Genomic DNA, 13,298 nt, shown 5'->3' on the forward strand with positions numbered 1-13,298 from the left:
TAGGGTCTCTAACCTTCAGCCGGGTTGGTTTTCAGTGATGATTGGCGGGGTAGCAAACCGGTTTCCGCTTCGGTAGAAGCCAGCTGTTCGAGGCTGCCGGGTTCGAGGTTTCTAACCACGCTGCGGAAATCGTCGTCGTAAAACTCCAGGTTGTTGTAGTGAATCATTGCCCGGATCTCTTCAATGTATTCTTCTCCGCGCTCGGAGTAGCCAAGCAGACCCTCTGCAAGCTCCAGGCCTGAGAGAGGGGCATTATCACGGCGGTCTTCGAGGCGGACGTCTCGCAACAACTGATAGGTCGGGTGGCGATTCAGGTTCTGTATGTACGCACGAACCGAGCGGTAGGGTGAGGAGAACTTGGCCACCTCATGGCTCGCGCCCTCTGCTCGGCCGCGGGGAACAAGTCCGCAGCCTTTCGAAAAGCACCACTGGCCAAAAAGGTTATTACCTTTCGTGGCAAACCGGGAGGTGCCCCAGGCGGATTCGTTGGCGGCCTGTGCCAGGATCAGAGACGGAGGAATCACATCGAGACGCTTGCGTAGCAGGGCAAACTGCTCGTCGCTGCCGGGCTCGGCATCCACTCTTAATCGCTCAGACTGTTGGGCCAGCCAATCATACTCCTTGCTGGTCAATGTCTCCTTCGCAGCTAGGCTATCCAGGTAGTCTCGCTCAATCAGAATCCGTGAGTTGGCCAGAACAATCCGTGGGTAGAGAAACGAGAAGAACGCGGCCTTCTTCTCTGTGGTGTCCTGATACTGAGAAAAATCCGGCAGGTCGTCGTTGGCCCAGCTCGGGAGCGGAGGCAGAGAAGACAGTGCGGGTTCGGAGCCTGTGTTATCGGAGTTGATCCGGTCAATACTGGCCTGTGGCGTATAAAAGCCACCGCCGATCGCAAATGCAATCAGGGGGAGCATCAGTATGACGGCCCGTTTACCCGCAGACATAAAACCTCTCGTTTCAATCGATATAGCAATGATTATAACAGGTTATACGAGAGCGTTTGCCAGTTGGGTTTTGTCGGATGCCACTGCCGTCAGGGCAGTCGTGTTGCAACAAGCAAACCGATCTGTTCCTCACCACCCCCTGTGGATCGGAAACGCAAATAGAACTGGTCCTGACTGGCGGTGTGAAAACCCTCAAGCACAAGGTTGCCTGAGGTGAACTCTACCCTCCCGTCGCCCAGTTGGCTGAGCGCCAGGTCGATGTCCGCCAGGCTCTCCAGCGCAGGTTTTGTCACGGTCTCGTCATCAACGGAATGGGTGCTGGTCAGCGAAGTCGGCGAGAGTGTTGCCGAGCTTGAGGATTCGATGGTCAGCAGGGCATTGTCAAAATGTCGGAGGCGGTTCGTCTGCGATGTCAGGGCCAGGGCCACGCCCTGAAGCCTGAACTGTCCCGCAGCCGGTGCGGTGTTCGCGGTTTGTTCCGCCGCAATCAGGATACCGTCTCCAAGCGGACCATCGTCCAGGTTGAATGCCATCAGGGTGCCATCCGGGGTGCTGGCACCGACCCCAATATCTGGCCGCTGGAAATCACCGGAAGCGGTGGTGATGTCCAGGTTCAGTCGTCCGATATCCACATCCCCGTTGCTGAGCCGCGAGGTTCGGTTGCTCAGGGTCCAGGATTCTGTTCGGGTACCGGTGGAGTCCGTCGTGACAGCGCCTGAACTGTCTCGTTGTAATGACGTAAAGCTCTGGGATTGGTTCACTGTGCCGCCAGAAATCTGCCATTGGCCAACGCCTGCTTCAATGGTGAGAGGCGTTGTCTCATCGCTGAATCGGGTTCCAAGATACAGCATGTTGTAGTCGCGGCCATTCAGACTGTCTGCGTCGAATCCCTCCTTCCTGAGGAGGTTGACCTCAAGAACCGACAGATACTGATCCTCCAGAGTACCCAGCCGCCGCAACTGGTCGCCGTCTGCTTCCAGCTCGATAGCTTTGCCAGCGCTGAAATAGCCGCTGATCACCCGGTCGGGCCCAGTGGTTTCATCCTCAGGCGCGCTTGTGAAGGCGTCCAGGTAGTAGGGATTGCGAGTCCAGCCAATAATTTTCGAGCTGCCCCGGCCGGTAATGCTCTGATACAGGGCCCGGCCTGCCAGCAGGCGGGTGCCTTCCAACAACGTGGCTGCTCCAGGTGATGAGGAGTGGGTATTCCGTTCCCAGTATTCGGAGCCCCGCACGAAGAAGTTGTTTCCCGCCTGGTGAATCAGAGCCTCGCGATCGTATGGGATATCGTTGGCCAGAGAGGTCACTCGGATGTTGAAGGCATCAAAGCTGGTCAGGGTCAGAGCCGGATAAACATAGCCGGTGCCATTATCATCGGTCAGCACCTCTTCCTGGGCCGTTCGAACACCCCATTGTCCGGACCCGCTCAGGGTAGACTCGAGAAAGGTCTGCCCCAGCTCGATACCCAGAAATACCGAATTGTAGTCTGCGGAACTGGCGCTGATCTTTCCCGAGGACGTCTCATCGAGCACCGCGTAGTCGGCCATTGCGCTCACGTAACGGGCAAAGTCTCCCCGATCTTCGAGAATATCCAGGGCACCGCCGAGGCCAACATTGGATGGAATCTCAATTTCAAAGTCGTGGACCTGATCGGCGAGGGTCGACCAAACATACTTGTTCAGGCATAGCTCGCCGCCTTCATCGGCAACGCAATCCAGAATGGTCTGGAACTCACCGGCCGTATAGCTGCTGAGCGTGTTACGCACCAGATATTCGGAAAAAGGATTCACCTTCACATCCCGGTCTGCATCGGCCGCCAGGGCTCGCATCCGGGTGTTGCCATAACTGGCATCGATAATCACATCCGGTCCAAGGGGCAGGCCTTCTGTGAATTCGATAATGGTGAAACCTTCGCTGTCGGTGCGGCTGGAAATGGGAGGCTCGCCCAGGTTCTGCAAGGCCGGGTTGGTGTAGTAAACACTCACCCTGTCCGGTTGCACGATTCTCAGGTTGCGGCGGGTAGGCTCGCCGTCGCTGGTGACACCACCCGGTACTTCCATGGTTACCCGGACTTCGTTGCTGGCGAGGCCCCCGGTGTTGGTGGAATCGCCGGTGTTGCCGGAGCTGAAATCGTCCACCGGGTTCTTGTTGCCTGCGAAGTCATTGGGCTGACTAGCCGCCCCCTCAATGGCATCGTCACCGCCACCACATCCGGCGGTGAGTAATAGAGTCGAAGAGAGCAATAAACCGAGTGTGAATCGCATGCCTGGCTATCCGTGCAGAAAATACAGGCAAACAGTCTAACAGTGGGATTCTCGGGAAAGCGTGAGGAAAAGCACGAAAGGGTTATGGAGGGAACACGAAACGGGCCCCACCGGGCCCGTTTCAGAAAAGGCAGGAATCAGAAGAAAATCTTCATGCCCGCCATAACGCCTTCATCGAGATTGACGTCTCGTGAGGAGTTCTCGATATCGGTGTTCAGATAGCGATAGCCGGCGAAAATCTCGGCGTTGCGGATAACCCGATAGCTACCACGCAGCTCAAGGCTGGTCATATCATCGGAATCGCCAAACGAGAGAATGCTGGGGGCGTAGTGCAGGCCACCGGTGAACGACAGGCCAGGGACATCCGGGATATTGACGGTCGCAAAACCGCCAAGACCGACAGCACCGCCATCGGCGCGGCTTTGATCCCAATAGATACCCCTCATGCCGATGCCGGCTGTGGTGGGCAGGTTGCCGATTGCCGTGCGGCCCTGGGCATGGAAATCAACGTTGAAAATATCGCGGCCACCTTCGCGGTAGGTGTAACCGGTGCCAAGCTGGATATCGTTGTTGGTGCCGAAGAAGTTTACCTGGCCCTTCACCGAGTCGTTTGTAAGGCTAAGATCCACGTCACCTGCGAAGGCAGGCGCGGCAGCCAGTGAGAGAACCATCAGGGAAATCCGGGACGCTTTCATAGTTGTGCACCTTCGTTACGTTTTTAGCAGAATTGGCGGTATGTTAACGGGACGCACCGGACCACTCAACTTAAATGCCAGTAAGTCCCCGTTAACTTTCATTTTTCGCAGATCAGTGCCGGGTGGTCTCGCCGCCCTGGTCCAGATCTTCTGGTGATGCGTTCTCAGCGGGTACCCGGTATTCCTCGTTGGCCCAGGCCCCCAGATCGATCAGTTTGCAACGCTCGGAGCAGAAAGGGCGCCAGGGATTGGTCTCGGTCCATTCCACGGACTTTTTACAGGTTGGGCATTCAACGTTCATGGTTGCCTTCGGGTATCGGAAACGTGTCTGGATGTCTGTGCCTGTAGTTCGGTAAGCCGGTCTCAGGAGGCAGCAGACGCCTGACAATATTGTTCCAGTACTGCCCGCAGCATTTCAATATTGACAGGCTTGGCAACAAACGAATCCATACCGCATCGGCGGCAGCGTTCCTCGTCTTCTTCCATGGCACTGGCGGTCAGCGCGACCACCGGGATGCGCACGCGGTTGTGGGTTTTCTCCCATTCCCGCAGGCGTCGGGTGGCTTCAAAGCCATCCACACGGGGCATCACACAATCCATGAACACCAGATCGAACGGGTGCCACTGCCAGAGGCTGGCCGCGGCCTCGCCATCGTTGGCGGTCATCACGTCGCAACCGAGTTTCTCCAGCAGTCGACGGGTCAGGGTGCGGTTCACAGGGTTGTCTTCCACCAACAACACCTTCATTCGGCCGCAGGGAAGCTCCCGGCGCCGGGCGGTATCGGTGGTGGCCTGAAGCGAGAATCGGGTCAGGAAGCGCCGTTCTTCTTTGGCTGCATCGGCAAACAACTGGTTTAGGATGGGGGTCAGGCAGGACTCTCGCAGAGATTTGCTCAGGAAGGCATCTGCACCGGCCTGGCGAAAATGTTCAGCGTCGCCCCGTTGCGGGTTGGACGACAGGATCAGCAGGCGCATATCTGACCAGAGCGGGTTGCTACGGATCTGCCGGCACAGCAGGTCGCTGTCCATATCCGGCACAAAGCCATCCAGAATGATCGCGTCGAACGGCTGCTGGCCATCGAACGCCGTGCGCAGGGACGTTAGTGCTTCGCCGGCGGACTTCACCGCCTCAATGTGCACCTCGTGCCGGGACAGCATTTCCAGTGTGATCTTGCGGGACAGCTCATAGGAATCCACAACCAGAATCCTGCGATTCTTCACCATCCGGGTGTCCGGCCGAACCCGGGCGGCGTTCTCCGGGGCCACGGGCAGAGTCAGTTCCATCCAGAAGGTCGAGCCCTCACCGGGGCGGCTTTCGAGATCCATCGACCCGTCCATCAGGCCCACCAGTTGACGGCAGATGGTGAGGCCAAGGCCTGCACCGGGCAGTTGACGCTGGAACTGTTGGCCAAGCTGCACGTAGGGCTCGTAAACCAGGGGAACATCTTCCGGGTTGATGCCCACGCCGGTGTCTTCCACGGCAATGCGAAGGCGAGCCTTGTCATCCCGACGGCCCAACACCTCGATACTGATCAGCACATGGCCGGAATCGGTAAACTTGATGGCGTTGGACGTAAGGTTCAACAATATCTGGCGAATGCGAACCGGGTCCCCCTTCAGGGCCCAGGGCAGGTTTTCGTCGATCCGAAGTTCCAGTGCGAGGCCTTTCTCCCGGGCGCGAGAGCCAAGCATGTGCACCAGATCATTGAGGGTTTCCCGAAGGTCAAAGGGGATGTCTTCAAGTACCAGTTTGCCCGCTTCCATGCTGGAGATATCCAGCAGGTCGTTGATGATGGCCGAGAGGCTTTCCGAGGCGCTCAACAGGGTCAGCACGTATTCCCGCTGCTCCTGATCCAGCGGCGTATCGGTAAGCAGGTTGGCGTAGCCCAGCACCGACTGCAGCGGAATGCGCAGTTCGTGGCTGACATTCGCGAGGAACTGGTTCTTGGCGTGGTTGGCGCGAACTGCCTCGTCCCGTTCACCCTGGGACTGGATCGTGGTTTGGCGCAGAGAGCGGGTGTCCTCTAGGATCTGCAGGCGCATCTTGTTAAGGGCCTGCTCCAGCTCCGAGAGTTCATCTGGTGTTTTTCGGGGTTTGCGCTTGAGCTCCAGCGGGTCTACCAGCGCGTCGAGATTCAGCCGGGCGGCGTAATCGGCCATAGATTCCAGATGCCGGGTCAGCGTTAAACGAACGATCACCAGCAAGCCCAGGGTGCCCAGCATGACAACAATGGATTGAAACAAAAGGTTCAGGAACGCGCGGTTACGCAGGTCTGTGTAGATCTGGTCGATGGAGGAGGTGACGGTGAGCGTGCCAACGTTTTCAGGACTGCGGTTGTTGGAGCGGTCGAAAACCAGTGGAAAGGTTTGCGATATGACCCGGCCCTCAGGGTAAGTACCGGTGCTGAAGGTTTCGCCGGTGCTGGTCACCACCCGCCCGTACTGGACAGCGGGCACTGCTTTCATATCATCCAGGCTGTTGGCCACCTCGCTGAAATTCATGAGCCAGATGTTGTTGCTCATGCTTCCGGAAACCAACTCCGCGGCCCGTGTCTGGTCATTCAGCAGATCGTTCTTGCGCCGCTCGAATTCTCCGATCAGCTGAACGCCCGTTGCCACCAGAGACAGAAAAAGGCTGAACAGCAATACGTAGGCGAGCAACCTTGCCGCCAGTGGTCGTATTCCCAATCGTTTGAAGAACCGCTTTGAAGGCAAGGCACATATTCCCTGTGTCGACTACAAAATCACCAAAAGCAGTTTAACAGACCGTCAGCACTTCGACACGTTTCCGTGAATGATCATTCACGAATCGGAATCGCACGTTCAAATCGTACAGATGCGCACCGTAAATGCGCTCTTCTTCCCGTCCTCTGCGAAAGGAGGGGCGTGGATCGTAAGCCACCACATCCTCGATCAGCGGCCGCAGTTCCGGATACTCTTCGGGTGACAGCTTGCCAATCTGGGCCTCCGCTTCCGGCAGAAAAACCACGTCGAGTTTTTCCGTGGGTGGCGAGTCTGCCCAGCCCAATGTCGCTTCAGGAACTGAATCGGCGAATGGCAGGTAGGGTTTGATATCCAGTATAGGTGTGCCCTCGATGAGGTCATGATCACTGATGCGGAGAATGAGCTGTCCATCTTTGCGCACCAATCCCTCATTGCGAACGACCGAAAGGCCGAGGCTGTTTGGGCGAAACGGAGACCGGCTGGCAAACACACCCATCTTGCGATTGCCGCCCAGCCGGGGAGGGCGCACCACGGGCCGCCAGTCTGCCCGCACCGCCTCGTGAAACTGAAAGGTCAGCCAAAGGTGGCTGGCGGTCTCCAGCCCACGGAAGGCATCTTCCCGGTCAAACGGTGGCTGGATGATCAGTTCGGCCCGGGCATGACGGGTCAACCCCGGCTGGCGAGGCACCCCGAACTTGTCCTGAAAGCATGAACGGGTAATGGCGATAGGCGTGAGAGTAAGGGCCTCGGCCGCGGGTTTCGAGGGGTGTCTTGGCATTACAAACGATCATCCTCAATGATACCGGAGAAAAACATTTCCACCCGAAATACCACAGAAGCTCGGTCTTTAAAGCTCTCCTCCCGGGGGAATTCCAGTGCTGGAATCAGCTCCGCATAGAGCCAGTTGCTGTGTAGACGGTAGCGGAACGTGAGATCGCCGAATGCTGATGTGGTGCGCCAGGAAGGTTTGCTTTCCCCAAGCACACCCAGCCGGGGCGTTACAATCAAGCGGTTATTCATGCGCTTACGCATGCTGAATATCTGAGCCGCAACAAATTCCTTGTCGTTGTGCACCCACTCCAGTTCTGAAGACGAGCGAAAATACCAGTCATTGCCCACCGGGCGCCCAACGCCAATCCAGGTTCGCTCGCCCCAGCCATCCTGATGAAAATAATAGAACCGTTGCTGAGCGTTCAGAATCCACTTGTCGTCCAGCCGCCAACGTTTCTCAGCCGTTGCCCGCCAGAACGCGTCTGGAGGAAGTCGCAGGCGCACACCCACGTCGTTGGAAAAGTTGATGGCGTCACCAATCTGGGTCAGGTAACGCAGTGCACCTGTGGCTTCCGTATCGGAACGCTCGGGCTCCGTAAGCTGCCGGTCCCGCTGGCGCTCCCCGAGAGGAATCAGGTCTTCGCTCTCGCTCTCGATCACCAGGCGCAGTTTCCGACGAGTGGTGGGGATATCCAGCCGGAACCGAGCCTCAGGCTCAAATTGTGCCGGATCGCCGTACTCGGATTCTGTCGCAAAGCCAATGCGCAGGTAGCTCTCGTTGTTGGGAAGGCTCTGGGCGCTGCCCGATAAGGTACGGTCTGCCCATTGGCCAACCGACTGGATCTTCTGCCCGTGAAGACGCTCCTGCCGCAGCACCCAGTTGCTGAATTTGAGCCAGTAGGAATCCCGGGGATCGGCCCAGTATTCGTCCGGCTCAAACGTATAGAACCCGATCGGGAGCTGACCCGGCGAGAGAATCTCAGCCACGGAACGCTCCCGAACCTCAAACACCGGCTCAATGCTGTAGCTTGGAGAAGAGACCGTCAGAGAAAGTGCAGCCGCAAGGGCTGCCATACGATAGCGGGAAAACCAGTCAGCCAAAGTCCACCAGCAACCTTTCATGCAGTTCCCGCACCTGACGCGTTACTTCATCCAGAGGGCGGTCATTATCAATCACCTCATCCGCCCGCGCCAGCCGATCTTCGCGCGACATCTGAGCCGCAATGATCCGCTCAACCTGCTCCCGGGAATTGTTATCCCGGGCCATGGTGCGCCCAATCTGGGTTTCTTCAGGCACGTCGATCACGATAATGCGGTCAACCAATTCGTGCTGGTCGGTCTCGAGAAGGAGAGGGGAGACCAGAAGCACGTAGGGAAGCTGGTAGTTTTCCGGGTTCAACTGGCGAATCAATTCCTCGCGGATGATTGGATGCAGCAGCCTTTCGAGCCAAGCACGCTCTTCCGGCTTCTCAAAGACAATCCCACGAAGCTGCGCCCGATCCAAAGCACCCTCAGAAGTGAGGATGTTCTTCCCAAAATGCTCTGAAATCCGTTCCAGTGCAGGCGTTCCCGGCTCAACCACCTCACGGGCAACGTCATCGGCGTCCACCCAGTGCACGCCGTGCTCACCAAACAAGCGAGTCACAGTGGATTTTCCGGAACCAATCCCGCCGGTAAGGCCAACAATCTTCATGAATCAGACTCCCAGGAATCCGTACCAGAAAGCCTGAATCTCACTCCCAAACCACAAACAAATCAACCCCGCCGTCGCCAAGTAAGGCCCAAACGGAATCGGCACCTCGCGCCCGTGCTTCTTGAACACCATCAGGCTGATACCCACAACCGCACCAACCACCGAGGAAAGCAAAATCACCGCCGGCAACAACTGCCACCCCAGCCAGGCGCCAAGCGCGGCCAGCAATTTGAAGTCACCATGCCCCATACCTTCCTTACCGGTAACCAGCTTGAACAGCCAATAAACCGACCAAAGCGAGAGATACCCGGCCACCGCACCCCAAAAGGCACTGTTGAAGTCCGTAAGCACACCGAAATAATTCAGCACCAGGCCCAACCACATCAAGGGCAGGGTGATGCTATCCGGCAGAAGCTGAGTGTCGAAATCAATTACGGTCAGCGCCACCAGAGCCCAGACCAGCAAAAGGGCCCAAAGCGCCGACTCGTTCGGCCCGATGACAGCAATGGTCATCACCGAGAATATCGCGGTAACGGCCTCAATGATCGGATAGCGCGGTGAGATGGGCGCCTTGCACGAGGCGCATTTGCCCCGAAGAACCAGCCAGCTGACGACTGGAATATTCTCCCAGGCCCGAATGCCATGGCCGCAGGAGGGGCAGGTGGAGGCAGGTTTGGAGAGCGTAGTCCGCTCTTCCTGCTTGCGCTGCTTCTCAGGCAGCTCAAGGAATTCCTCGCACTGGCAGCGCCAGTCCTGATGCATCATTTTGGGTAGCCTGAGAATAACGACATTCAGGAAGCTGCCGATGCAGAGGGAAACGAGGGTGACAGAGAGGAAAAGAAGCCAGGGCGTGGCGAGAAAGGCGTCCAGAGTAATCATCAATTATCCGAGAATCAGGCGGGGGAACTTGGGGTCAGGAGAATGCTTTCTTCTGACCCCAACTTAAAGCGTGAACTCGGGGTCAGATGAAAGCTTTCATCTGACCCCTTTTTCAGATCGTTAACCAACAACCTGACCCATCTGGAAGATCGGCAGGTACATGGCGATAATCAGGCCACCAACCAGAACGCCCAGGACTGCCATGATCATTGGTTCCATAAGGGCTGTGAGGTTATCGACCATGTCGTCAACCACCGCCTCGTAGTGTTCGGCAACCTTAGCCAGCATTTCGTCGAGGTTACCCGATTCTTCGCCGATCGCCGTTAGCTGGACGGCCATCACAGGGAAGATATCTTGCTGACGCATGGAGGCTTGCAGTTGGGTACCGCTCGATACATCGTTTTTGATGCGGTCGATCGCATCTCGGTAAACGGCGTTACCGGTCGCGCCGGCCACAGAATCAAGTGCGTCTACCAACGGAACGCCGGCAGCGAAGGTGGTCGAGAGTACGCGACCGAATTTTGCGACGGCGGATTTATCAAGAATTTCCCCTACGATCGGAAGTTTCAGGACGTATTTGTCGACAATATCTGAAAACTTCTGTGAGCGACGTTTGGCTTCTTTGAATAGAAAAATCGTGCCCACAATTCCCAGTAAAACAACGAACCACCAGCTTTGGAGCCACTCAGAAAGTCGAACAACCATCTGGGTAAAAACAGGAAGCTCGGCACCAAAGCCTTGAAATAAGCTTTCAAATTGTGGAACTACCTTCACCAAGAGAATCGCGGTCACAACGATTGCAACCACAATAACGGCAATCGGGTAGGTCATTGCCTTTTTGACTTTTTTCTTAAGTAGCTCAGTCTTTTCGAGATAGGTGGCAATTCGGTCCAGCATTGCCTCAAGCGCACCGGCTTTTTCGCCGGAATCAACCAAATTGCAATATAGGTCATCAAAATGCTTCGGATGTTTCCGAAGAGCCCCGGCGAAACTGGTACCCGATGAAATATCATTGCGGATGCTCATAACCAGTTCCTGGAGCCCCTTGTTCTCAAGACCGTCAGCAACAATGTCAAAGCTTTGAACCAGCGGAACACCGGCCTTCATCATGGTCGCCAGCTGGCGAGTAAGCATGGCGATGTCGAAGGGGGTGATCTTTTTGCTGCCACCAAAAAGCGGCTTGGGCTTCTTCTTGACCTTGTCCGGGATAATGCCTTGCTTGCGAAGTTGTGCCTTAACCAGCGCCAGGTTGGAGCCAGTCAATTCACCCTTGGACTTGTTACCCCTACGGTCTTTCCCTTCCCAAACGTACGATTCCAGCTTCTGTGCTTTCTCTGCCATGCTTAATCCTTCGTCACGCGGTTGGCTTCCTCAAGACTTGTTACGCCCTCGATCACTTTCATAAGTGCTGATTGGCGCAAGTTGCGGAAGCCTTCGGCCTGAGCCTGCTTTGCAATTTTGATGGAACTGGCTTCTTCCATAATCATGCTCGCCAGCTCGTCGGTAATCTTGACCACCTCGTAAATCCCGACGCGGCCTTTATATCCTCCATTGCATTTATCACAGCCCTTGGGGCGGTACAACGTGAAGCCTGTATCAATTTGTTCCTGTGTGAACCCTTCCTCCAAAAGCACGTCTTGCGGGACTTCGAAGGGCTGTTTACATGAGCTACACAGTCTCCGGCCAAGGCGCTGGGCAATAATCAGACTCACGGAAGTAGCGATGTTGAACGATGGAACGCCCATGTTCATCATCCGCGTGAGAGTCTCTGCGGCACTGTTGGTGTGGAGTGTCGATAGAACCAAGTGTCCCGTCTGTGCCGCCTTGATCGCGATATTTGCGGTTTCCAGATCCCGGATCTCGCCCACCATGATGACGTCAGGGTCCTGACGCAGGAAGGCTCGCAATGCTTCTGCAAAGCCAAGCCCAACGCGGTTGTTTACGTTGACCTGGTTAATGCCCTCCAGGTTAATTTCTGCCGGGTCTTCCGCAGTGGAGATGTTGATGTCCGGTGTGTTCAGGATGTTCAGCCCGGTATACAAAGAAACCGTTTTGCCCGAGCCGGTGGGTCCCGTCACCAGAATCATGCCCTGTGGCTGTTTCAGGGCATCCATATACATCTCTTTCTGGTCTGCCTCATAACCGAGCACATCAATGCCCAGCTTTGCCTGGCTGGGATCAAGAATCCGAAGAACAATCTTCTCTCCCCAAAGCGTAGGCAGAGTGTTTACCCGGAAATCTATGGCTTTAGTCTTGGAAAGCTTCATCTTGATCCGGCCGTCCTGGGGTACCCGACGCTCGGAAATGTCCAGCTGAGCCATAATCTTTACCCGGGCGGAAATTTTCGGGGCGAGCTTTATGGAAGGACGGGAGACTTCTTTCAAGATGCCGTCTGTACGGTACCGAACTCGGTAGACCTTTTCATAGGGTTCGAAGTGGATATCCGAAGCGCCGCCGCGAATGGCATCCAGCAACATCTTGTTCACATATTTTACTATAGGAGCGTCATCTACCTCGCTGGCAACTACAGCGCCATCGTCTTCTTGCTCGCCGCCTTCAGTTTCAACACCTTCAAGATCCGAATCATCCAGATCACCCATTGTGGTGTCTTGGGATTCCAGATACTTGTCGATGGCTTCCCGAAGTTTGGCATCGTCCACCAATATTGCATCGGTGCTTAGACCCGTATTGAACTTGATCTCGTCCAACGCCTGGATGTTGGTCGGGTCTGAAACTGCAATGAAAAGCCTGTTGCCTCGCTTGTAGAGAGGCAGGGCGTTGTGCTTGCGGACCAACTTCTCGTCAACCACCTTCTCCGGCATCATTTCTGGGAGAAACGAAGTCAAGTCCAAAACCGATACCCCGAACTCCATAGCGGCAGAGAACGCAAGCTTGGAGCTATCTGCCAGGTTGTTCTGGGTGAGGTAAGTGATCAGAGGGATCCGGTTCTGCGAAGCTTGCAAGAACGCATCTTTTGCCGTTGCCTCATCTAGCAGCCCGTCATCCACGAAGCGCCTCGCAAGACCCGTAAGCGTGATATTGCTTTTGTTGGTAGACATAAATTAAATAAGAAACGCAGCCTAAGTTACTGAAACCGGTGTTTTGTCAATTCCAGTGAGTTTAGATGGCTAGCTTCGGTTTGGAAAGGATTGTGCGCATTCTGCGACGTATACCGTAGTCAGAAGAAAGCTTTCTTCTGAACCCATGTTCAAAAATACGCTTAGCTGAAACCCAGATCTGACCAAATTTGTCACCAACTGACGCCGGCGAGCATTCGACCTTATAAGCGGAGAGATACGGGACTTAGTCATCAAGCCCATTAACTAACTGT

General features: G+C 55.8%; 11 protein-coding genes. All 11 read right to left on the minus strand.

From position 1 onward, the window contains the following. Window positions 1–8: 8 nt before the first annotated feature. The 11 genes from KYE_RS02860 to pilB all read right to left on the minus strand — a co-directional run bounded on the left by KYE_RS02860 (window position 9) and on the right by pilB (window position 13,026). Complete coding sequence (locus KYE_RS02860; RefSeq protein WP_008170208.1) at window positions 9–944, minus strand: glucosaminidase domain-containing protein; 936 nt, start codon at window positions 942–944, stop codon at window positions 9–11. Window positions 945–1,033: 89 nt separating this feature from the next. Next, window positions 1,034–3,205 (minus strand): hypothetical protein, encoded by a 2,172-nt coding sequence (locus KYE_RS02865; protein WP_008170210.1) that lies wholly within the window; start codon window positions 3,203–3,205, stop codon window positions 1,034–1,036. 137 nt (window positions 3,206–3,342) lie between these two features. Beyond that, a complete protein-coding gene (locus KYE_RS02870; protein ID WP_008170212.1) occupies window positions 3,343–3,900 on the minus strand; it encodes a YfaZ family outer membrane protein in 558 nt (185 codons plus the stop codon). A 112-nt stretch (window positions 3,901–4,012) separates the two neighbouring features. Continuing rightward, window positions 4,013–4,201: a DNA gyrase inhibitor YacG gene (yacG, locus tag KYE_RS02875; protein ID WP_008170214.1), complete on the minus strand. Its 189-nt coding sequence runs from the start codon at window positions 4,199–4,201 to the stop codon at window positions 4,013–4,015. Window positions 4,202–4,263: 62 nt separating this feature from the next. Next, window positions 4,264–6,615, minus strand: coding sequence for a response regulator (locus KYE_RS02880; RefSeq protein WP_039881809.1), 2,352 nt, complete (start codon window positions 6,613–6,615; stop codon window positions 4,264–4,266). A gap of 43 nt (window positions 6,616–6,658) precedes the next feature. After that, window positions 6,659–7,402 carry a tRNA (N6-threonylcarbamoyladenosine(37)-N6)-methyltransferase TrmO gene (gene tsaA, locus KYE_RS02885; RefSeq protein WP_008170218.1) on the minus strand — a complete coding sequence of 248 codons (744 nt, stop codon included), beginning with the start codon at window positions 7,400–7,402 and terminating at the stop codon, window positions 6,659–6,661. Continuing rightward, the gene (locus KYE_RS02890; RefSeq protein ID WP_008170220.1) at window positions 7,402–8,496 is read right to left on the minus strand and encodes a hypothetical protein; all 1,095 of its coding nucleotides are present in this window, start codon (window positions 8,494–8,496) and stop codon (window positions 7,402–7,404) included. Before KYE_RS02890 ends, tsaA begins: the two co-directional genes overlap by 1 nt. Next, window positions 8,489–9,088 (minus strand): dephospho-CoA kinase, encoded by a 600-nt coding sequence (gene coaE / locus KYE_RS02895; protein WP_008170222.1) that lies wholly within the window; start codon window positions 9,086–9,088, stop codon window positions 8,489–8,491. The genes KYE_RS02890 and coaE overlap by 8 nt, the downstream gene beginning before the upstream one ends. 3 nt (window positions 9,089–9,091) lie before the next feature. Next, complete coding sequence (locus KYE_RS02900) at window positions 9,092–9,967, minus strand: prepilin peptidase (RefSeq protein ID WP_008170223.1); 876 nt, start codon at window positions 9,965–9,967, stop codon at window positions 9,092–9,094. A gap of 120 nt (window positions 9,968–10,087) precedes the next feature. Continuing rightward, window positions 10,088–11,308 carry a type II secretion system F family protein gene (locus KYE_RS02905; protein ID WP_008170225.1) on the minus strand — a complete coding sequence of 407 codons (1,221 nt, stop codon included), beginning with the start codon at window positions 11,306–11,308 and terminating at the stop codon, window positions 10,088–10,090. A 2-nt stretch (window positions 11,309–11,310) separates the two neighbouring features. Beyond that, the gene (pilB, locus tag KYE_RS02910; RefSeq protein ID WP_008170228.1) at window positions 11,311–13,026 is read right to left on the minus strand and encodes a type IV-A pilus assembly ATPase PilB; all 1,716 of its coding nucleotides are present in this window, start codon (window positions 13,024–13,026) and stop codon (window positions 11,311–11,313) included. Window positions 13,027–13,298 lie beyond the last annotated feature (272 nt).

The sequence above is a fragment of the Marinobacter manganoxydans MnI7-9 genome, assembly GCF_000235625.1.
Classification (GTDB): Bacteria; Pseudomonadota; Gammaproteobacteria; order Pseudomonadales; family Oleiphilaceae; genus Marinobacter; species Marinobacter manganoxydans.